Origin of the sequence: Pseudomonas sp. 65/3-MNA-CIBAN-0223, assembly GCF_040310425.1 — a bacterium.
GTDB lineage: Bacteria > Pseudomonadota > Gammaproteobacteria > Pseudomonadales > Pseudomonadaceae > Aquipseudomonas > Aquipseudomonas gregormendelii.
This window is the reverse complement of the sequence record NZ_JBEOPV010000001.1, coordinates 114,489-136,007: the sequence shown is the minus strand read 5'-3', so window position 1 is coordinate 136,007 and position 21,519 is coordinate 114,489. Positions and strand designations below refer to the sequence as shown.

At 58.1% G+C, this 21,519-nt stretch carries 13 protein-coding genes; 3 read left to right on the top strand and 10 right to left on the bottom strand.

The features are described from left to right. Nucleotides 1–9: 9 nt before the first annotated feature. The 7 genes from AAEZ09_RS00540 to AAEZ09_RS00510 all read right to left on the bottom strand — a co-directional run bounded on the left by AAEZ09_RS00540 (nt 10) and on the right by AAEZ09_RS00510 (nt 15,262). Nucleotides 10–2,061 carry an EscV/YscV/HrcV family type III secretion system export apparatus protein gene (locus AAEZ09_RS00540; protein WP_350597528.1) on the bottom strand — a complete coding sequence of 684 codons (2,052 nt, stop codon included), beginning with the start codon at nt 2,059–2,061 and terminating at the stop codon, nt 10–12. Nucleotides 2,062–2,078: 17 nt separating this feature from the next. Then, nucleotides 2,079–3,179 (bottom strand): type III secretion system gatekeeper subunit SctW, encoded by a 1,101-nt coding sequence (gene sctW, locus AAEZ09_RS00535; RefSeq protein ID WP_350597526.1) that lies wholly within the window; start codon nt 3,177–3,179, stop codon nt 2,079–2,081. A 1-nt stretch (nt 3,180) separates the two neighbouring features. Beyond that, nucleotides 3,181–4,830, bottom strand: coding sequence for a type III secretion system outer membrane ring subunit SctC (gene sctC, locus AAEZ09_RS00530; protein ID WP_350597525.1), 1,650 nt, complete (start codon nt 4,828–4,830; stop codon nt 3,181–3,183). Continuing rightward, on the bottom strand, nt 4,820–5,590 hold the full coding sequence (locus AAEZ09_RS00525) for a helix-turn-helix domain-containing protein (protein ID WP_350597523.1): 771 nt from the start codon (nt 5,588–5,590) through the stop codon (nt 4,820–4,822). Before AAEZ09_RS00525 ends, sctC begins: the two co-directional genes overlap by 11 nt. A gap of 148 nt (nt 5,591–5,738) precedes the next feature. Then, nucleotides 5,739–6,338, bottom strand: coding sequence for a hypothetical protein (locus AAEZ09_RS00520; RefSeq protein WP_350597520.1), 600 nt, complete (start codon nt 6,336–6,338; stop codon nt 5,739–5,741). 80 nt (nt 6,339–6,418) lie between these two features. After that, entirely contained in the window at nt 6,419–12,784 is a 6,366-nt protein-coding gene (locus AAEZ09_RS00515; protein ID WP_350597518.1) for an NEL-type E3 ubiquitin ligase domain-containing protein, read from the bottom strand. Nucleotides 12,785–14,167: 1,383 nt separating this feature from the next. Next, nucleotides 14,168–15,262 carry an NEL-type E3 ubiquitin ligase domain-containing protein gene (locus AAEZ09_RS00510; protein WP_350597516.1) on the bottom strand — a complete coding sequence of 365 codons (1,095 nt, stop codon included), beginning with the start codon at nt 15,260–15,262 and terminating at the stop codon, nt 14,168–14,170. A gap of 441 nt (nt 15,263–15,703) precedes the next feature. Here AAEZ09_RS00510 and AAEZ09_RS00505 point away from each other — a divergent pair, with 441 nt between their 5' ends. Together AAEZ09_RS00505 and AAEZ09_RS00500 are read left to right on the top strand one after the other, a co-directional pair. Further along, nucleotides 15,704–16,213, top strand: coding sequence for a hypothetical protein (locus AAEZ09_RS00505; RefSeq protein ID WP_350597514.1), 510 nt, complete (start codon nt 15,704–15,706; stop codon nt 16,211–16,213). Nucleotides 16,214–16,333: 120 nt separating this feature from the next. Further along, a complete protein-coding gene (locus AAEZ09_RS00500) occupies nt 16,334–17,329 on the top strand; it encodes a hypothetical protein (protein WP_350597512.1) in 996 nt (331 codons plus the stop codon). Between the two features lie 79 nt (nt 17,330–17,408). Here the strand turns inward: AAEZ09_RS00500 and AAEZ09_RS00495 are convergent, their stop codons facing one another. The 3 genes from AAEZ09_RS00495 to AAEZ09_RS00485 form a co-directional block, all read right to left on the bottom strand. Then, nucleotides 17,409–19,169, bottom strand: coding sequence for a hypothetical protein (locus tag AAEZ09_RS00495; protein WP_350597510.1), 1,761 nt, complete (start codon nt 19,167–19,169; stop codon nt 17,409–17,411). Between the two features lie 374 nt (nt 19,170–19,543). Then, nucleotides 19,544–19,789, bottom strand: a complete 246-nt coding sequence (locus AAEZ09_RS00490) for a hypothetical protein (RefSeq protein WP_350597508.1) — start codon at nt 19,787–19,789, stop codon at nt 19,544–19,546. Nucleotides 19,790–19,821: 32 nt separating this feature from the next. Then, nucleotides 19,822–20,358: a hypothetical protein gene (locus AAEZ09_RS00485; protein ID WP_350597506.1), complete on the bottom strand. Its 537-nt coding sequence runs from the start codon at nt 20,356–20,358 to the stop codon at nt 19,822–19,824. Between the two features lie 451 nt (nt 20,359–20,809). On the opposite strand from AAEZ09_RS00485, the gene AAEZ09_RS00480 reads away from it, so the two are divergent. Beyond that, nucleotides 20,810–21,145 carry a hypothetical protein gene (locus AAEZ09_RS00480; protein ID WP_350597504.1) on the top strand — a complete coding sequence of 112 codons (336 nt, stop codon included), beginning with the start codon at nt 20,810–20,812 and terminating at the stop codon, nt 21,143–21,145. Nucleotides 21,146–21,519: the final 374 nt, after the last annotated feature.

The following is a 21,519-nucleotide window of genomic DNA, read 5'->3' as shown; positions in this document are numbered from 1 at the left end:
AAATCTTCCTTACAGGGTCTTGATCACGTTTACGGAAATGCTGTCGGAAATCTCACCAAAGGAAACGACATCCAGCTCACGGAAGCGGCCTTCGATAAATTTCTTGATGTAGCGCCGGATATCCACCGATGCCAGGAGCACCAGGTCTTTTTGCGCGAAGTGCAGGCTGTCCAGGCCCAGGGCCAGGCGGTCCATCAGTTCTTCGCTGGCGGCGGGCTCGAGGTTGAGGAAACTGCCGGCGGAGGTCTGGCGGATGCCCTTGCGCATCACGTCTTCGAACTCCGGTGACAACAGCAGCACGCGCAGGTCGTTGCCATGGGCAAACTTGTTGCTGATATAGCGCCCCAGACTGCCGCGCACGTGTTCGACCAGGGCGAGCACGTCCTTTTCACGGGACGCCCAATGGGCCAGCGACTCGAGGATCAGTTTCATGTTGCGCACCGAAATACGCTCGCCGATCAGGCGCTGCAGGATCTCGGCGATCTTCTGCACCGTGGCATGGCGGTACACTTCCTTGAGCAGGTCGGGGTAACGCGCTTCCATCTCGTCGAGCAGGGTCTTGGTTTCCTGTACGCCGAAAAACTCGTTGATGTTGCGTGCGAGCAACGTCACCAGGCAGCGATAGAACTCGTCATAGGCGGGCCGCAGCTGGTGCCCCAAGGCCTGCAACTTGTCGCGGTGCTCGGGCGGCACCCAGATGCTCGCCTGCTTGTTGCTGTCCAGGCCGGTGCTCAGGTCGAGGCCGAGGTGTTCGAGTTCGGGCTTGTAATCGACGATACGCAGTCGGTCGAAGTGAATATCGAATTGATCGGCGCGCACCTCGTTGATCAATACCGCCACCTGCCCTTCCGGCAGCGCCTCGGCGCCGCGCAGCCGCGGCTCGGGAATGCGGATGCCGTAATCGACGAAAAACTGGCTGCGAAAGCGCTCGCACAACTGTGCCTGGCGCAATTCTTCCAGGCGATGGCTGGGCACCAGCAGCATCAGGGCAATGGTCTCGGTGGCCATGTTGTCAACGTCGTCGATCAGGCCCAGCTCACCGCCCGGCTCGCCATCGGCCGGCGCCTGGGCAGCGGTCGTCGAGCGGCTGGCCGCCTTGCCCTTGGCCCGGTGGCGAAAGTACAGCAACGCCACCAGTGCGCCCGCCAGCAGCAGGAACACGCCGACCGGAAAACCGGGCAGGATACCGACCCCGATCGCGAGAAAAGCGGTGACTCCGATCACAAAGGGATTGCCCAGCATCTGGGTCATCATGTTGCGACCCAAGTTGGCTTCGTCGCCGTTGACCCGGGTCACGATAAAGCCGGCGCCGATGGCAATCAGCAGCGCCGGAATCTGCGCCACCAGGCCATCACCGATGGTCAGCAAGGTGTAGGTGTGCAAGGCCGTGGTCATGTCCATGCCCAACTGCCCGACACCGATGGCAATGCCACCGAGGAAGTTGACGAAGATAATGATGATGCCGGCAATCGCATCACCCTTGATGAACTTCATGGCGCCGTCGAACGAGCCATACAACTGGCTTTCACGCTCCAGCGTACTGCGCCGCTCACGGGCCTCCTTGGTGTCGATCGAGCCGGCCTTGAGGTCGCCGTCGATGCTCATTTGCTTGCCGGGCATGCCATCGAGCGAGAAGCGAGCCGCCACCTCGGCCACCCGCTCCGAGCCCTTGGTGATGACGATGAACTGCACGATGGTGACAATCGAGAAAATCACGAAGCCCACCACCAGGCTGTCACCAATCACGAACTCGCCGAACGAGGCAATGATTTCGCCGGCATCGGCCTGGGTCAGGATCAGCCGGCTGGTACTGATGGACAGCGCCAGGCGGAACAACGTGGTGATCAGCAGCAACGCCGGGAACGTCGAGAAGCTGAGGATGCGCTCGATGTAGAACGAGCCCATGAAAATCAGGATCGCAATGACGATGTTGAGGCCGATCAGGAAATCCACCAGCACCGTTGGCAAGGGGATGATCAGCATCGCGATGATCATCACCATCAGCGTCAGGATCAGCAGTTCCGGCCTTGAAGTAACGCTACGCAATAATTTATCTAACATGTTTACGAACCTGGAAGCTAGGAGTTGAAACGGCCCACAAGGGCGGCATGGCGCTGGATGGTTTCGTTGGCGAACACCAGGTCCGCCAGATGGGTAAATTGCTCGGCGACACGCTGCAAAGACTCTTCATCGACGAACAGGCTCACGGGGAGCGACAGGCAGGTCAGGCGCAAAAACTGCAACAACTGACCACGCTCGCCGTGGTCGACCAGCAGCAACTGGTCACCGAAGATCCCGTGCAGGAACTGCTCGAGTTCATCGGGGTACTTCAGCAGCCCCAGCAGGAACACCAACCAGTCAGGCTCACTGGCGTTGTGCCGGCGCACCAGTTCATCGTCCAGCAGGCGCTGAATGAAGATCACATCGGCGGAACGCAAGCGCTTGAGCTCACCCAGTTTTTTTAACAACTGGCCAAACTCCTCGCGCGAACAGCTAGGGTCCTGGGCGTCAATATCGGTGAGCAAGGCGGCTTCGATAAACTCCAGGACCGAGCCACGGTGTTGATGCCCGTAGAGGGTTATCCAGTCTTCATAGGACTGGGCGGCGCCTTCGTCGGACTCAAGGAATGAGCGGTAGGTGTCACGCATCAGGCTGGCGCGCAACATCAGCGCCTTGCCGAACATCTTGGCCTTGAGGGCCGAGTTGATGCCGGCCTTCAGGCGTTTCGGCTCGGCCTGGTTCAACACTTCCTGAAGAATGGTTTCCAGGCGCTGGCGGGTGGTATCGGCCAGGTCCCTGGCCCGCAGCAACTCGCGCAGCACCAGCACCAGGTCACTGTCATCCGGAAACAGGCCGCGCGCCTGCGCCAGCAGCCATTCGATGCTGCGATCAGGCAGCTGGGCCAGCTTCTGGACCTGGCTCGCCTTGGGCGCCACGTCCTCCTCCAGTACCCGCTCGAAGCTGTCCGCCAGGCCTTCGAACTGGTTGCCGAAATCCCCCCGGCGACGAAACTGCGAACGTAGCGAGGCGGCCATTTCATCGCTGTTCTCGACGAACTGCGCCACCGCCGCCGCCGGGGTCGCATCATCGGCCGGCTCTTCTTGCTTGACCGGCATCTGGTTATTCTGCTGCGCACGCGTCAATTGCATGCGTGAAGAAATACCGCCGATGGTGGCCATCTCAACGATCCATTGCGCGCAGCACGGCGCGGTCGGCGGCATCACGGGGTACGGCCCCGATGACGTCGGCGCCGATCTGCGCCGCGCCGGGCGCAAGCGGGGTATCAAGCTGCTTGGGCTGGATCAGGAACACCCGCACGGTGTTGGATTTACGTGCCTGGCGATAGCTGAACAAACGGCCCAGGTACGGGATATGCCCCAGCACCGGGATTTTTCGCAGCACCTCGCCGCTTTCATCCCGGGTGAAGCCGCCTACCAACAGGCTCTTGCCCTGGGGCACCCGGGCGACCGTACTGATGCGGGTACGGCCCACGGTCGGCAAGCTGTCCGGGCCGGAGTTTTCAGACTCAATCGCGTCGCCGTCTTCGATGTTCAGTTCCATCTCGACTTCGCCGGCCGGCGAAATCCGCGGCAGCACGCTGACCAGCGTGCCGTAGGTGACATGTTCGAGTTGCGAGTTACGCTCCCCGACCAGCTTGGCGTAGAAGGTGCGATTGTTGTCGAAGATGGCCGGGACATTCTCCTGGGTCAGCACCACCGGGCGCGATACCACGCGCGCCCGGTTATCGGTTTCCAACCCGGCGACTGCGGCCATGAACGAAGGGCCATCGAGGGTGCTCAGGGAACCCCCGTTGAGCGAGGCCTGCGCCTGCGAACCGACCTTGAGCGATCCGCGCCAGTTGACCCCCAGTTCGTTCAGGTCGTCCTTTTGCAAGTCGATGATCCACAGGGTCAGCTCCACATGACGCTTGGGCTCATCCAGGGCTGCGGCGAGGTTTTCGATAAATCGCACCTGCTCAGGCAGGCCCTTGACCAGCAGGCTGTTGGTGTCGGGGTAGGCCACCACGCGGATATTGCCGGCGGCCAGGTCGCGGGCAACGATGCGCGGCGCGTCCGGTTCACCGGGCGCCGACTCAGGGGAGCCCAGCCCTTGCAGTGGAAAATCCGGCATTCTGCCGCCTCGCCCGGACTCCTGGCTGATGGCGGTTTCCACGCCACGGGTTTCGCCTGCCAGCAGGGTTTCGATGGCAGTGGCCATCCCGGGGATGGTGATTTTCTGATCGCGCAACTCGTACTGGCGGTCACCGACAAAGGTGTTGTGCAGATTGATCACGCCAATGCGCTGCTGGCCCAATTGCAGGTCCGCGCTCTGGGTGTCCATGAACCGCGCTGCCTGCATCACCAGGTCAACGTAGATCGGTGGCCCGGCGACGTAGAAAGTACGCAACCCGTCATTGCGCAGGGGGTAGCGCGCATCCAGAAGACCGGAGCGGCGCAGGAAGCCGTTGAGCTTTTCGACGGTAATGGTGTTCAGGGAAACGACGGTACTCTTGGCTTCGGCGGCTTCATAGACGTACAGCGACTGGCCATCGCTGTACCAGATGAGCGCCATCTGCCGGGCAATACGCTCCAGGGTCTGCTGCGGCTCGGCCAGGGAGAATTCACCGGTTATGGTGCGACGGGCCGCCGCCTTACTGAGCACGATCGGCTTGCCCAGTGGCGCCGACAAGGCATCGAAGAAGGTCCGCAGGCTTTCCTGACGAGCGACGTAACCTTCCCCTTCCCGGGCAGGCGCCGCCAGCGCGGTGACCGGCAGCACACAACACAGTGCCAGTGCGACGGCGGGTGAACAAAAGCGTTTAAACATCATCAACTGAATCGTCCGAAAGTCGGGTAATGTCGATCAAACTGCTCGGCGCAACGCCGACCAGCTCTCTTACTTCCCTGGAGAAATGCGAAGAGGAGGCATAACCGTGTTCCAGGGCGATATCGGTGAGCGAACCGCCCCCCTCGACCAGGGTCAGGAGCGCCTGGGCGGTGCGCCATTCGCGTAACTCCGGCTTCGCTGCACCACCAAGCGCCTGCTGGCAAAGCCGGCGAAAGTGCGAGACCGAGACGCCATAGCGGCCGGCCAGGTCTTGCAGCTTTTCACTGCCCACCCCCTGCTGCAGCAGAAAGCCGAGCAACTGATAGCTCTCGCACTGGCGTAGCAACCGAGCAAACGCCTGATAATCCCGGCCCTCGCGCAAGGCGAGCGAGAGGTACCAGAAGTCCAGCGCCCCCCCCGTTGCCTGGGATAAACAGCCACTGCCCAGCCACGCCCAGGGCTGCTCCGGTGCAGACTGGCTATTGGACGGCACACCCTGATCGATAAAAAATTGCAGCTTCACCAGGCTCATGCGTGACACCGGCAACAGCCGGGCGCTGCCTTCCAGCACCTGCAAACCTGGCTTTGCGGCCAACAGACCGGCACTACCAGGCGGCAGGCACCACTGCACCGAACTGTCACGGTGCCCCAGATACAAAAATGACGAGCCATTGCGAATGCGCACGACATGCTCGCCAGACTTGATCGAGGCGCACCAGCCTTGCAGCGTTGTGATCACTTCTGACGATTCATCTGTGTGCATGCCCGACACCTCATTGCTTGCCACGGGTATTTCCCGGCGGGCATTGTGTGGGGGGCGGCAGCCACCAATCTTGATGAGAAAGTGATGACAGAAACGGATCAGGCGGGGCGGCCCTGTTATTCGCAGAACGGCGTAGCGCCCCGACCCATTAGCCTCGGGTCACGGCCTGAGTTAAAGTGCCAAGAATCGGAGAGGATCTGTTGGGGCGGTCGTCGCCGAACGATTTATATAGCTCGATCAGACCATCAAGTCTTATCTGCGAGGACAGGGCGTCGCCCAACCGGGTCTTCAGTGTTTGCGCCTGGGACAGGCGATCTCTATTGACGGCAAGAATCTCATTCATACGCTTACCGTTATCGCGCGCCGCGTCAGCAGCGGCCTGCTGAAAGTCAAGCTTGCGCTCATCCAAGCGGTCTTCCAGCAGGGCAACCTTGGACTCGGCTTTTTTATGCGCCCTGTCGCCGGGCCTGGAGTGAGCGATAGCCTCGGTGTCGAAATTGATTCGACGCCCATACGAGTTGCCGATATAGAGATACTGACGCCCGCCACAGACGACACCCCGCAACTCCCGAACCAGCGAAAGCGATTGCCTTGCCGACCCGCCCGCCCCTGAAGCCTGGACACCAGAACCCGGACAGTTGGCCACCGACACCACCATCCCAGGCATCCCCCCGCTGACAAAACCGCTATCGCGCGGCGCAGCCCGGTAGCTGACCCCTTGCACCTGCAAACCACTTTCAGGCTTCATTGCAACGCCCCATCCTTAGACATGATTCGCAACCATAGGACCAGGCGGGCACGGGCACTTGCATAAAACGCTCGCTGCTTTTACACATTCAAACGCAGGTCTATTTCCTGCATTTTGTTGTAAACCGAAGCCACCCTGTCGTCGCAGCTTGCGCAAGCGCTATCGGCCGCCCTGAACGTTTCCCGGCGTAACTCAGTATCGGCCGCCAATCTTTCCAGCCATGCTGACACTTCCTGCCTGAAGACAACGTCTTCAAAACTTGACGACTGATAAAGCCGCGCCAGAAAGGTGGAAAATTCAGTGGCGTACGCTTCGCCATCGAGGCCGCCCCACAGGCTGCGCAGAGCCTCCCCTTCACGCGCAACGGAGCATATCGCCACCATTTCACCCAGTGGCCGGCCATACCTTGTAGAAGGCTCATCCGCGAGATCAGTAAACTGCACAACGGCTTGATCCGGATACCGCCATGCGATGTCTGCTTCGAAGCCGTGTAAAGCGCGATCACTGATAAAATTATCGATCATATTGACTTTCACGGGGGTCGCAAGGTCCGTTACAAAACGCGGTATTTCCCTGAAAGCGTTGACCTCCAGTTGCAGCTCTTCCAACACTGGCAAGCGGGGCATTGACGTCAAGCCGCGCAATTGATTGCGCGAAAGGTCCAACTTCCATAGTTCAGGCAGACGCACATTCCTTAGAAAGGACACGTCGGGCAGATTATTACCCTGCAGGTTCAATTTATGCAGGTCAGGCATCGCAGCGGGAAAAGTCAATTTTGTCGTCTGAAGGTGCGGATTGGAGGTAACGGACAGCGTTTGCAATTCGTCCATGGAGGCGCCCAATACCAACTCGCGCAACTGCGGATTAGATGAAATGTCCAGCGTTTGCAAACCGCGGATGCCACGCCCCACTTTCAACTCGCGCAACTGCCTATTGTTGGTGATCTTCGCCGACCGCAGTTTGGGCAGATAGGTAAAATGGAGCACTTCTTCGTCGTTGCAATTGCTGATATGAAGTTTTGCCAGCTCATACATTCTGTCCAGCGACAACGGCTGCTGGAACCTGATGCTCTGGACGTGAAGTTCCTCCAGCCGGGGCATGTTTATCGGCAACCGCACTTCAAGCGGTGTGGTAACGGCGCTATCGCTGACAATCTTCAAAACACTCAAGCGCCGCATATCCGCGGGTAGAAGAAGGCGCTGCTCAAGACTGTCAGGGCTGAACACGATTTCGAGCCGAGACATATCCACAGGGATATCCTCACTCCGGTAAATATTCATCAGCGACTCCGGCTTGACGCTCCCGATTGCCCACACCGGCCTTCGCTCTCTCTCCAGTACCGCCGCCAATACAAGCTCTTCGCATAGCTCCCACACCGGGGTATCTTCTTTGTCTAACGCAGAAAATTGTTTAAACAGGTAATTGTATGCGCGCTCAAGATCGATACAGATACCTTCACTGACCAGTACTTGCTGCAGCGCGAGACGACGCGCCTCTGGCGTCCGCGCCATCACACTTCGATACGCCTTCCAGGACTCGAACTGTGTATAGACACCCGCCCAGGCGGGCGTCCTGCCGCCCTTGATTCTTGCGTTGAGCAACGCCATCTTCAGAATATCGCCGTCGGCGGGAAACCAGAACGCCGCCAGGTACTCGCGCACTGCCTGATCATCCGCGAAAGCGCCGGATTCGATCAACTTTTGCACCCTGGCTTCAAACAATACATCTTTGGGAAATACAGTGAGCACCACCTCGCGACCATTGATCCTGTCGGTAAGCAGACGCTCGCGCGTCTCCTTTTTAAGGACATAGAATTCCCTCAAATAGGCGCGGGTGACGTCGGCGTCGGCGAACGCCTGCATGTCACTCAGCACGTCCTCTGGCGAATAGTACTTAAGAACGGTTTCTCCTCTCGCGTACTTTATTCCCCAAAGAGGCCATGGAGTCTTACGCGGCCCGCTATACTCGAGCCTGTCGTGCCACAACCACTCAGCCAGGGCCGGTGCATTCGAGAAATCAAAATCCTCGGCCATTTGCCTGAGCGTATCTGGATCACCACTGTTTTTGAGCGAGTCAAAGGGCGTCTGCCCGAACAGCCCATAGGCACGCCATCCATCACTTTTATTCTTCAGAAACTCAAAGGATGATTTAGGCAGCGGTTTATTATTCGCGATCGCACTATGTAGCGCGCGGATTACCTCCGCGTTCGACTGATTTTCGGGGTCAAGCGTGAACAGCCGCAGATACGCCTCCCACTGATCCTCGCTGCTGAATCCGGAAGAGCCTGCGCCCTTGCCCAGCAAGCTCGACTGTTCCTCGCCACCGAGACTGGAAGACCCTGTTCCCCCGCCCGGCAAGCCCCCCTCATCAGCCCGCCAGTGCCCGTCGCGGTAATGTACCGGCGCGCCCTGCCCATGCGGCCGTTGTGGATCGCGCACGCGTACCGTTGCCCAGCCATTGTTCGAATACACCTCGTACACCTTGACCTGGTCCTGGTAGCGATCCTGGATATAGTGCTTGCCGTCATGGCTGTAGAAGGTGCCTGCATCGGCCTTGCCCGGACGCGGGGAGAGTGCCGTCAACTGTTCACGGGTGACATCGCTGCGCGCCAGGGCTTCGTTGAGCTGGCCAAGCGGAGTAAAGGCCGTGTCGCGTTGCCGGGCCATAGCCTGCACAGCTTGACCCAGCTCGGTGGCACTGCTGAAGTGCGCTTTGCCGGCCCAGTCCAACAACCTGTGAAGCTTGAGCGCGCCCAGGCCTGGGCCCATATCCAGCACATCCAGTGCCAGGAATGCCACGTCCATCAAGGCATCGTCGAGCCTTCCATGTTCCAGGTGGTGCAGCGCACTGGCAGCGTCATGGCCGATCAGCCCCAGGGTGAGCGCGGCGCAGGGGACTGTCGCGATCCCCAGGCTGCCGGCCATGCAGGTCACGCCTGCAGCACCTCCCACACCCTTGAAAAATTGATCGAGTATCATCTCCTTGCGGCTGGTGCTGGCCTCGTTGGCATTTTTGATGCCGTCCCACAGCCACTGGTCGACGTCCCGGCAAAAGTCGTCGATGGGGACGCTGGACACCCTGGTGTTGCGTTGGTCGCGCTGAGCCTGCTCGACGTTGATCTTGTCCTCCAGCAGGGCGCGTGCCTGCAAATCGTCGTAGTACGCGCCGGAGGTGCTTATCAGTTGCTGGTAGTCCGAGAGCTTCAGCAGTTCCGGGCCGTAAGGGCCCTGCAAGTACACGTAGTCGCTGCGTTGTGCGGCAGCGCTGCGCTGCTCCTGGGCGCGCTGGCGCAACGACAATACCAGCACCTCGGGAATCCGCAGCCCGTTGACCTGAAGCGCCTGCAGGCTGGCCTTTCCCGTGTCCGTGACCGTCACCGTGCGCAGGCCATCCACCAGGGTCCTGAATTCCCCGGCGGTGTATGGGTCGATCGTCCCGTCGACGCGTGCCTGCTCCAGCGTCACCTGCAGTTGCTGCTGGATCAAGGTGCTCCGCAGTTGGGCGAAGGCCTGCCCGCGCAGGTCGTTGGGCGCGAGCCATTGCTTCAGGTACTCGATGTACTGGTTGCCGGCGTAAGTGCTGCGCAGATAGTGCTGGACGTCCTGCTTGACGGTACCCAGTGCCTGGACCACGGCTGGATCGTCATGCTCAAAGCGGGCATCAGCGAGGAAATTATTGCTGATAGCGAACACATTATCGCCATGCCGGCGGTAGCCTTCCAGGACCCAGTCGGTCCAGTTCAAGGTCTGGCCATTGAAGGTGATCAGGACGGCGTCGGCATCGACCGTGGCATTGGCTGCCAGCCCGCCCTTGCCCTGCAGGACCTCGGTCAGTTTGCGGGTTTCGGTTCGCCGGGTGAAGGCGCGCAGGGTGGGCAGGTTTTCGTCGACGAAGGCCATGTACTGCTGCTCAGTGCGCGCGGCGGCGGCCATCTGCGTGGCCAGTTGCGGGCTGGCGGCCAGCCGTTGCAGCCGTGCCTGCTCGCTGTCCAACAGTTCCCCGGCCCGGTGCCCAAGCTTGTCCTGCAGGCTGGCGCCGGGGTAGGTGTGCAATTGGAAATCCCCGGAGGCCCAGAGATCCGCTCGTCGCCCGCGTTCATCGAAGGTTCGCCGCAAAGCGGGCCGCTGTGCGGGAAGCGCGTTCTCCAGGGCCAGTTCGGGCAGTCCCTTGGGAGCAGGCGCGGTGGGCGCGGTCGGGCGGCTGGTGGCAGGGCCTGGCGTTGCCGGTGGCCGGACCTCGGCGCGCAGGGACTGATGCATACGCTTGAGATCCGGGTGCTGGAACATTTCCTGCTGCGAACTGAACGCCTGCACCCGCCGCTCGGCGGGACGGTACAGCACCACGCCGTCCTCCTTGCCCCTGGCATCACGCCGCACAAACACCTGCCATTGCGCCAGTGGCACCGAGACGGCATCCGCCCCTTTGCCGATGGCCAGGCGCAGGCTGCCGACAGCCACCCGCGGGTCGTTGTTGAGGGCCGCCATCACTACGGCCAGCCCGTCCATATAAGAGCCGGCAGGGCTCAAATCACCCTTGAGCCTGCTTTTCAGCACGGCCAGTTGCAGCTCGTTTTGATTGACCTCGGCCAGGGCTTGCTGCAGGGCGGGCCGTTGCGCCTCGAACTGCGCCAGCGAGTCATACTTCAGGTTGGCCAGGCGCTGGTAACCCTCGTCCAGGGTCTGCGTGGTCGTCAGCCACAGCGCCTGTTCGCCGGCACTTGCATTGTGCAGCCAGTGCCCGGGCGGCAGGCTGCTCAACAGCTCGCGCAAGACCTCTTGCTGCAACCACTGATCCTGCTGTTGCGCACCGGACGATGCCTGATCGAGCAAGGCGACGACGTCCTCGGCCAGGAACCGCTCAGCCGCCTGCAGGCCTGTCCCGGCGGCGCGTCGTTGACGCACGGGCACGATTTCCTCAAGGGCATCGAATTCGTCGAAGTCGGCGTCAGCTGCGGGGGTTGCAAGGTCCAGCAGCGGTGCCAGTGACTCGCCAAAATCCTGGTGCAGCTGGGCGCTGACACGGGCCAATAGCGTATTGGCATCGGCGGCGGCGCGCGTTGCCTTGAGCGCCTGCAAGGTCGACATCAGCTCGCCCTCGGGCGTGAGATGCCAATGGTTTTTCAGCTTATCCAGCAAGGCCTGTACAGGGGGTGGATGCTGGGCGAATATAGGCTCGCTGGCGGGCTGGATCAGATCGGGATCGCCGGTCATGTACTGGATGAAAGCCTTGGCGCCTTTTATCACGGCGAAGCCGCCGGTGACAGTGCCCACCGCCGCCGCCACCGCCATCACCGGCACAGGCAAATGCCGGCCCGCCTCGGCAATGCGCTCGGTGGTCGTTTGGTATACCGCGCTGGGGGCCGTATAAAGCGGCGTCTCGACATCCGTCTCACGCACGGCAGGCTGGCTTTGTTGCAATAACCAGCTGAGGGCGCCGCCAATCGCACTGGGCACTCCTTGCAACGGGCTCGCCAATCGTCTCCCGTCGTTGGTGAGCGACGATTCGCTGCGGCCCGGTTGCGGATTGTCTACGTGCACCAGCGCATGCTGCAGCATCCCCGTGCTCGCTCGATCGGACTCAAGCCAGCGCTTGTCTTCGTGCCACCGCGCCAGGATCTCGGCACTGACCGTGCCCTTATCCCAGGCGATGCGCAGTCGCGCACCGGGCGAAGGGGCGACCCATGAGTTCACCGAGTCAAAAACCTGCTGCGAATAGTGCCTGAGGCTCGCGCAGTTGCCAGTCAGCCGATTGACCTCCAGCAGGATGCGCGTGGATTCCAGCGCAGGCGTGCCGATAGACTCGCGCAGCCAGCCAGTCAACAGTTCATGGCCGTAGCCGAGCATCGCCGCAGCCAGCAGGCGCAGCGGTATCATCGGCTGTGGTATGGCGCACAAGCTGCCCAGCCCATACAGCACCACCAATGGGGACATGCCATGCTCAATCGCCTGGTTGACGCCTTCGAGAAACTCACTGGGCGTCGCCGGGTGCGACAATTTGGACCAGGTCGACTGCCAGTCGTGAGCGAGGGTCTGCGCGCTGACCTGTCCTGCGTAATACTGGCGACACTGCCGGACTAGCGGCGTAAGTGGTTCCAGGAGGTTCAGCATGTGTGTGCCCCCCTGCTGCAATGCACAGGCAGAAAAATGAACCAACCACTCACTCAGAAGGTTCGCCTGATCGGGCGACTTGACCGCCTTCGCCAACTGCTCCTGAACGTCGGGAATATGTTTCAGGGGAACGCCCGATTCCAGTAGCGCAAGATAGCCGCGGTGCGAGCGCAGGTTTTGCCCGCAGGCGCCAGACAACCCGACTGGCCGGTCAGGGGAACTGCGGCTACCGCGCAACTCGGACGACGCACCAGTGCCTGCCGGCCTTGATCCTTCGCTGAGAGCGTTACCCTTGTTGACATTTGAAAGATCGGGCGGGGGCAGGTTTTCGATACCCATGCAGCGCTTCTCCATCGATTTGACTCAGTTTCCCTGAGGCGTCCTCGATACGCCGAAACAGGCGCACGGAATGCGGGGAGACGGGCAATGGGGGCGCTCAGATCGCTGCGAAGGGCAGCGCGCCGGGTTTATCGCCTAGTGATGGGCCTACGACTTGTACAAAGCGCGCATCCGGCACCAACCGACTGCGATACCCGTACGACAGCGATTTACAAGGTGCACAGGTGCCAGACAAGGCTCAATGATTCGGCAGTGAAGAATCCTGCGTAGATCCAACAAACCGGCGTGCAAGTGTATGCTCGCTAACGGTTGTCGAAATATGAGGGTGCACAGGGTCGAGCGCCCAAGGCGCCATCGGGCGACGGCGCAAAAGAGAACTTCCTCAGGTAAGCGTATGCAGTCTGATGGTGGTCAAAGACGCTGGCAGCGACCAGTTGCTCGACCTTCTCGCGAATTTCTGTGGACCTCTGATAGCGGGTAAGCGAGTCTTGCAGAGCACCCTCGGTGATCCGTCGAACAAGCCGCGATTATCGCTGCTCGCCCAGGACCTCAAACCCCCTCACATAAGCCGAGACGGCGGGCTCAGTTTATAACGCTGCGCCACTGAGCTGCCTCTGGCCGCAGTACAGGCTTAATACTGCGTTGCACTTTGCGTATTTTATTGCCCAGGCAGGCCACCCCCCCTCCTGACTGGGCAGCGGGTTGAACCAATCGTGGACAAACCAGTTTTTTAGAAGATCGCCAACAGGCCCTGCCGGAAAATCGAACGGATAAAGAACTGTACTGATGAGTACCTCGGTGAACTCGGGTAATTCGACGGCCGTTGGAGGCTCCGACCCGACCAACCCGAAATTCCACCAATCCAGCGGGGTCGTAGCGTTCGGCGAAGCACCATCGTCAACACGCCAGCGACCGCAGTGCCAGCGTAACGGCAGGCCTGGGCCATGCGGCCATCGCGGATCACGCATCCGTGTCGTCACCCAGTTATCTAGCGAATACACCGCAATGTCCCGTTTGTGACCCTGGATATAATACCCGCCGCTGCGGAACCACATGTTGCTAGTGTCGGGTGCGCTCGGCACGGCGTGGGGCACTCTCAAGTTGCGCGAGGTGTCACCCCGGTTGCTGGGGACCGCCGCATAGGGTCTGGCCAACGCATTGACGGGTGACATGTGCACCCCCTGCAACTCGGTCGCTGTCAGCCCGACAGGATGAGCAATAGTGCTGCGGGCTCCCATTCTTGAAACCGTGCCAGAACCCCGCGCATTGTGAGTTACGTCCATGCAGTTCTTCTCCTTTACAACCCGGCTGGCGAGGTGCCCCGGATATTACCGGCCGCAACCATTGTCGACGCAGCCCGCACACATACCTGCCAAATAATGCTCAAGCCTTCCTGAAAAACGCATTGATCATCGGTTGATAATGGTTCCGGATCAACGTTTCAGTCACCTCGCGGCGACCGGTCCTTATCGCATTCTGATCATCTTTGAGCACGCCCAAACGCTGTTCGAGACAAACCGCTAACGCTTCCTGATCCGGAAGCAGCACCGCCTGGTGCAACAGTTCCTGCGCCCGATCGAATCGCTCGGCAAACCGCTGCTTCAATGCCGCCTGCATCTCTGGCAAGTTGGCCAGCCAGTTCTTGAAACCACCGTTCGTTCCGCTCTCTTTTTCAACGACGTAGAGCCTCGCCCCCTCGATTTGGCCTGGCGTCAAACGTGAGGTTGCGCCCACCCTCAGACTCCCGGCATAGGTTGTCAGGCCCAAACATTTACTCACTCTGCCTACCAGGCTCAGGTACACATCAACTGTCGCTTCAGGATGGAAACACCCTGCAACGCGTTCAAGCAATTGCAGCAGGTACTGGCTGCGCAGGTCCCTCTTCAGGCGTGCCGGATCGCTGGCGTACAAGCCCCGGTTCACGTCGAACCACAAGCTTGCTTCGTGCATCCGGTTGAACGTCACAAACTCGGCACCGCCCCGTTCGGCGACGCACAGCAGGAACACTTCCTTGCGTAACTGCGGCTCGGCCACCAGTTTATCCAGCCACGGCGTGAGGTTAGCGGCCACGGATCGAAAGATTGGCTGGTTATAAAACTGCAACAGAATATCGGCGAATCTGGACGCACCCTGCTCGCCCGCAAACTCGCGCCATTCTCGCGCCTTGACCGCAGAATGCTCCCGAGGGTAATACGTCAATACAAGCCGCTCAAGAACGTCGGGGCAGGAGCAACAAACGGCCGCCTGAAGCGGAGCGCGGGGATTCTCCAGCGCTGGCGCCCCGACTCGCTCACGGACGGTAGACGCCTGGCTTGATGGTACGGGCGACATATCCGTCGGCGACGTGCGGCTTGCCTGCATTTCATGCACCAAGCGCCCCTGACCACCCGGTGCGCTGTTGTTGCCTTGCTGGTGCCCCGGAGTGTTTACCGGTACCGGCGCTTTAAACACAGCACTGCCAGCGCTGGTGCTATCCATGGTTGAAACTCCCTGAAGCAGACTTTGGTGAGTCCAGCCCGACCCTACTCCCCGTCACTGAATAATCGGTCCTCTCGCGATCAAGAGAGTCGTCGCGCAATCTTGAGTGCTGCCATTGGCTTCGACTTGCACAAAAGGCGCATGCAGCCCGATCAGACTAACTAAATTTCGTCAGACATGAATCAGCCCGGGCTCGGCGGAGCGTATGGAGCGCTTTGTGCAGGCGGTGCTGCCAAGACATGGATAGCCTGCAACGCTTTTGCGCCGATGATCTTCGCGTGATCCGCCTCAATGCTGCGATGCCGATATGCTGCGCCCCCTCAACAGCGCTGCCAACTGCCCGGACACGCCCCCTCTGGCGATATAAGTGAGCGTTTTATGCAAGCGCAAAAACAGAGAGAGGCACAGCGTTGATGGGTATTCCGTAATAAGTGAACACACATGGAAAATTCATCCAACGTAGCGCGTGGAACAACTTGTGGTAGTTCGACTCCTCTCGCCCCGAGCCAACACGTTGCGCCACACCAAAGCGTATCTGGCTGCACTTTTTCAGCCCGCAACGTTTCAAACGATCTGGCCCCGATAAAGAAAGGCGCTTTACCCCATCGAACCCAGCCTTCAGATCAATTAACCGTAAAAGATATATCAAAGACTTACTACGAGATGATTAACAAGGCCAAAAACCTGAGGCGTACGCTGAACGCTGAGACCGCCAAGGGTAAGGGCGCTGAGTCTGTACTCCACGCAAGAAATCAATTGACCCAAGACCTTCTTCAGGGCAAGCAACAACTGAAAGGCATGATTGACAACCTCACTATAAAGAACACCCCATCAACCACCGAAAAATACCATGAACTAAAGCAATTGTTAAACTACGTTCAGGAAGTACTTATAGAGCTGGACAGCCTGCCTAAAACCTCACACAAGAGCGCGAAATTTAAGAGACCTTGATATTTTCTTGTGCACGAACTTATTGCGCGAGAAGCGACCTTGACGATGAGCATATGTACGCATAGCGCTCGAGAGCAGTCGTGACGTGAATGTATTTATTCATACTTGGAGCCAGCCGCCATGACAACGGGCATGCGAGCAACCTACAACACCATTAACAACACTTTCCGACACCGTGCTGACACCACGAAACTTTCGATCTCGCCCCCTCCCAAAAACAATGCGCGGGGTTTGCTGGTATCAGTAAACAACATTAGTAGTACTTTAGCCCCTGTGATCGAGCAGCCCTCCTCCCAAAAATCTACATCGCTATATAAAAAGGTTACTCATTTTTTCCAATGCAAGAAGTTGACGGCACCCCCAGCGTTTGTTTTTTTTGGTCAAACTTTTAATTTTGACGTTGACACCATAAGACAATCAGATCCGCGCGATGAATCACACATGCAAACCAGGGAGCAAATAAACAAGCTTGATCAGGCCATTCTGGACTTAAGACGCCACTGCGAGGCTGAGGTCTTGAAAATCGCCAAAGGGAATGAATGTGTTTATATAATCCGGGACCTAAATGAAAAATTTTTTCAACTGGAAAGGATTGAATCACAACTTCAACGTTTGAAAGTGGGTTTTGGCAAGTATCGCGCTCACGATACCGGCTTGAACTGTTCAATCAATAATTGTGCGAACTCTAGACGAGAGCTCAATATGATGATTGAAAGCTATCACGCCAAACAAAAGCCGATCTCGAGCGAGCAGATAAAACAGATCTGTTCTCAGAGCAGACTCCTTTGCAAGAAAGCTGAAAAACTTTATAAAAAAAGCAATGATAATAAATTACGAAAAAAGGCATATGACGAACCGCAGAAAAAATCGCTTATCGAAAAAATCAATCACGCCCGGACGGCACTGGAACGGGCAGGCAATACAATCGAAAACAACAGGCCCTGGTATTCCAGAAACGAGCGCATGGAAGTAAATATCGCATTCACAGCCATTAAAGAGGCTGCTCGCAGGCTGAATTTTGGAGAATATGAAAGAAGTCTGAATGATGTTGCCTCATTAACAATTCCGCGTGCAAAACTCAAAAGTCCTAATAACCCTACACAATCCAACTGGTGAGCTCGCGACCGTCGCACCTTGGGGGGCTGAACATAGATGACGGGGTTGGCCCCACTGGGCAACGGGCGCCAAGGGCGTCCTACAGGAAGATCTTCTTGAACAGTGAGGTGTAAAAAGTACCGTAATGGGTACCCTCCCCTGTGGCCCCCCTTTGATCAGGCTGTTTCAAATGCGCTTTGGCGAAAGATTCGGCAGGTGTATCAGCGGCCGGGTAATGCACATGGGCGCAGGCCCAGAGGTAGCCGCTGACCGTTATCTCAAACTCATCCAGGAAGTCCGTTTGTTTGAGCTGCTTATTTTCGACCGGATCGAACACCATGCGCTGACCGGGCTTCCTTCTCACTCGCTGGGTAATGCGCAGTAGCTCGAGATCATTCAAATACATCAAGTGCTCAGGGGTCGGCGGGGCGCGTAAAATCAGCTTAATGCGTATGCGTTGCCCTTTCTCGACAAGACCCGCCGCTCTAGTCTCCAGGATTTGGGCCATGGTACCGGCTCTCTCGCGATCCGCTGCATTGAGGAACCCCTGCTTGCTCTCTTCGACTTCGGCGGCGCAGGTGCGGAGCCTGTTGGCTTGGTACTCAAGAAGATCATATGCGCTCCTGGGACTCGACCCAGGTTGACGACTGGTGTATTCGGCCATTTTTTCGCCTTCGGCGACTTCCGACAACAGGTTGTCCATCTGCTCGGACAACTCACTCAAACTGACTCTACTGGCGCCGGTTTTAGCACCACTGGCCCTGTCGGGAGGCGAATACTTGAAGAACAGCTGCTGGTTAGGCGAACGGATATAGGTTGCCGTGCGCTGACCATGACTATTCAAAATATCAACGACATCAGCATTGTCCGAGCGTGGCTTGCCCTTCAGGGTAACCACGGCGCCCGAATAGTCATCCGCTGGCGTCTTGATATCGATTCGGTTGGCCGGCGTGGCGCTGGCAGCTTTTTTGGATTTCGATGGGGTAGGCTTTCCAGGAAGTCGCTTGGACATCTGGCTAAAGCTTGAGATGCGCACACTCGATTTATCCGGTGTGGGGCTGGGTAACTCATCGAGCTTGTTCATTAAACGAGCTTGCTCTTCTCGCAAAAAATGCCGAAGACGCTCGATTATAGAAATCACATCGCTCTGGGCAGCGATAGTCTCTTTGATCGGGTCCACCTTACCCATCTTATCCAGCAGAAATCTCTCTAAATCGTTAAATCCAGGCACATCTTCGAGCCTCTCAGTGTATGAGTGTTTTAACCATTTATAGGTATCACCAATCGACTGATAGGTCGCATCCTGGCTGAGCAACCCGTGAAGATGTGCTTCTATTTTGTCCCTCTGTTTTGATGCAGAAAAAAGTTTGGGGTCATGCAAATCCAACCGTCTAATGCCATGGTGGATTTCAACCGCATAGTTCAACTCGCCGACAAGGCCCTGACTTTTGCGCGCTTTTCCCTGCTCGAAATAAGTCCTCCTGATAGGTTCCTGCTGCAAGATACCGTCCAAGCACTCCAACGCTTGAACCCACTTTTTATCGAACTTAACAAGCGCCAACCTCGCGGCCTCTTTCTCCTGTTGCAGTTTTTGTTTTCGTAGCGGATCAGACATCCCACCTTTGAGACCGCGTGGGGCATGGCCCTTACCAGGGTTCGGACCGTCACGCGAAAACCGGTCCGAGCCGTGGCGCGAGGCCGAGCGGGCAGCGCTCCCCGAAAGCAACTTTTCAGCGCTGGAACAGTTCGCCGTTACCACCAGGTCCTGCTTCAAGGCATTGCACCGCTGAGGCCCGAACTCCTTGCGTGCATTGGCAACGCATCCCCGAATACTCGTCTGCGTGCCGTTAACACTACTCATGGTACTCTCCTGAGTTAAGGTGATTTGATCAAGTCCGCTCCTGTGCGGAGCAACCTCCACGAGCGACAGACACCGCGATTAAATGCCAGGCGCCCAGGCAACTTTTTTCAAAAAACGCTCAAACTCAAGTCACCGACGTGCTGATGTACGCAGTCAGTCCGAGTTGACCGGATATATATCAGCGGCTGAAAGTTTTAAATCACCGTGACGTGTCGCGCCGCTGATGGTCGGGGCATAAGCTCGTCACCAACTTCAAAGTCAATCCCCACGGTGCCGTTAAGCTCGGCTACGCCAGGAACACCTTTGTGTGTGTTGACATGCGCTGGAAGAGTTCTGATGCCTTAAGCGTGAGCTTAGCGTGACCCGAGCACGAACTATGAACGATTTATGTCAGCCAGGGGCGGACCTTCACTGGACTGCCGCGCCGCCCACCGCCCCCCCTCCAGCAGTTTATCCAGGACCAGCTCCTCGAGCAGCTCCCATTTGGGCGCACCTTCCTGGTCGGCAATAGCGAATTTCGACAGATACGCTTCAGCTTGAGCGAAGTCACCACCAAAACACCCATCGGCCAGCACCTGCGTCAAAAACGGCTGGCGCTCAGCGCTCGGCCCTGACTTCACCTGCCCTAAGTATTCCTTCCAGCACCCCAGGTTCACGTAATTGCCCGCCCAGGCAGGGGTCCTGTGGCCATGGGTTCGGTCCGACAATAACGCGATTTTAAGACATCGCCATCCGCCGTTTGCGGTAACGTGAACTGCCGCATGTAATCTTCTACATGCCTCAACATGTCGAAATCTTTTATCAATAACGATTCCTTTGCCTTCTTTAGAGTTTCAGGATTGAACAAATGTTTACACATAAGTGGTGTATTAAGACCTTCGGTAATCCGATAATTAAGCTCCTCGCAGGGAACAGTTTTATCCCAGCCTCGAATTTCCCTCGCATAAGCCAGGATGGCGGCCTCACAGGGAAAAGCCCCGCTATTGAGCAGTTTCGGGACAAGGAACAGCAACTGTACTGCGGGGGGCTTCGCGTATTTTACGGCCCAGGCAGGCACCCCCCCTTGATGCTCGGTCAGAGGTTCTGACCACTCGTGAATAAACCATTTCTTCAGAAAATCGCCGTAGCCCCTTGTTTGTTGACGTACATGCAGTTCTCTTCCTGTTAACCCGGCCTTGATGGACCTCACTGATGGCCTGCATATTCAAGTCTGTACCTGGCTTCAACTTGCACAGAGCGCGCATGCTGCCAAGGCATCCAGGCTAAAATCCGCCTGGCATGTCACAACGCCGTCTTCCAACTGCCAAGTGTTCTGGCCAATGGCTCGAATGAGCGCTTTGTTTTTGCCGTTGCATGAAACGAGTGAGCTTGGCACTTTCCTGGCGCCGGATGAACGCGTGCAATGGCGGCAAGTCACTGCAAATTCAGTGACAGGGTGTGGAAGCCCTTATATCGTTAGGCGCGTCACGCGCTACCCGTTTGGCGTTTTTTATGGCCTGTGCTTTATGGTGGCTGTGCGCGGGGCGCTTTCGAGCGCGCCGGGTGCCTAACGTCCCGGTCTTCCACACCTGCGTACGGCCGCCACCTATTGTGTGGAAGCAATGTTTGGCGGCTCCTTACCATACGTTAGGAGTCAAACCATGACGCCAGTTACCCCTGATCCACCCTATAATAAACCAGCCCCCTACCCCGACAACCGCTTCAAGCCGCTCACCAGCAATTGCGACGACATGCCGACCTTTTTCGTCGACACCCAGGCCCCACTCGATATTTTGATCGACTCTGCCATCTTCCGAATCGGCGCCGTCACCCAGGTGCTGGAAAACCTGTCCATGCGTGGCACGGTCGAGTGCGGGTCGTTCATCCTGAGCGACTTCGCCCTGCTCTGCGCCATTCCGTTGCGCGATGGGTGCGATGTGCTGGAGGCGGTTAGTCAGCGATTGCGACCACGGACCCGGGGTGTGTTCACAGCGTAATTAACGCAGGTAATGGAGGCGTCCAAGTTGGCGCCTTCGCGCTTCTTGCATTGAGTGTGGGTGCCGAACAAAACACCGACCACATTGCAGTTTCAATATGGGAAATTTCATGTTGCCCGGCAACCCGACACGCTCGAGCTGATGGGTATTCGCGCTGATTATTAATCAGTGCGATACCCCCACTACGCGCGGACTTTTTAACGGTTGAGCACCTCGACCTCCGGGCTCTCGCCGCGTCGCTAGTCCTTCTCCTAGCTGGGCGTGTAGGGAGGCGCTGTTTTTTTTGGTGCAGCTTGAGGTCATCGGGAGCACAGCATCTGGGATCAGCTGGACGTTTTGAATGTGGGGTTCATGGAGCGGTTACCGTTGCGGCG

Bases quoted from the DNA above. Each gene is read 5' to 3' on its own strand.
- AAEZ09_RS00505 (WP_350597514.1), top strand. From the start codon at position 15,704: ATGGAAAATTCATCCAACGTAGCGCGTGGAACAACTTGTGGTAGTTCG.
- AAEZ09_RS00480 (WP_350597504.1), top strand. From the start codon at position 20,810: ATGACGCCAGTTACCCCTGATCCACCCTATAATAAACCAGCCCCCTAC.
- AAEZ09_RS00500 (WP_350597512.1), top strand. From the start codon at position 16,334: ATGACAACGGGCATGCGAGCAACCTACAACACCATTAACAACACTTTC.
- AAEZ09_RS00495 (WP_350597510.1), bottom strand. From the start codon at position 19,169: ATGAGTAGTGTTAACGGCACGCAGACGAGTATTCGGGGATGCGTTGCC.
- AAEZ09_RS00525 (WP_350597523.1), bottom strand. From the start codon at position 5,590: ATGCACACAGATGAATCGTCAGAAGTGATCACAACGCTGCAAGGCTGG.
- AAEZ09_RS00510 (WP_350597516.1), bottom strand. From the start codon at position 15,262: ATGGATAGCACCAGCGCTGGCAGTGCTGTGTTTAAAGCGCCGGTACCG.
- sctC (WP_350597525.1), bottom strand. From the start codon at position 4,830: ATGATGTTTAAACGCTTTTGTTCACCCGCCGTCGCACTGGCACTGTGT.
- AAEZ09_RS00515 (WP_350597518.1), bottom strand. From the start codon at position 12,784: ATGGGTATCGAAAACCTGCCCCCGCCCGATCTTTCAAATGTCAACAAG.
- AAEZ09_RS00520 (WP_350597520.1), bottom strand. From the start codon at position 6,338: ATGAAGCCTGAAAGTGGTTTGCAGGTGCAAGGGGTCAGCTACCGGGCT.
- AAEZ09_RS00540 (WP_350597528.1), bottom strand. From the start codon at position 2,061: ATGTTAGATAAATTATTGCGTAGCGTTACTTCAAGGCCGGAACTGCTG.
- sctW (WP_350597526.1), bottom strand. From the start codon at position 3,179: ATGGCCACCATCGGCGGTATTTCTTCACGCATGCAATTGACGCGTGCG.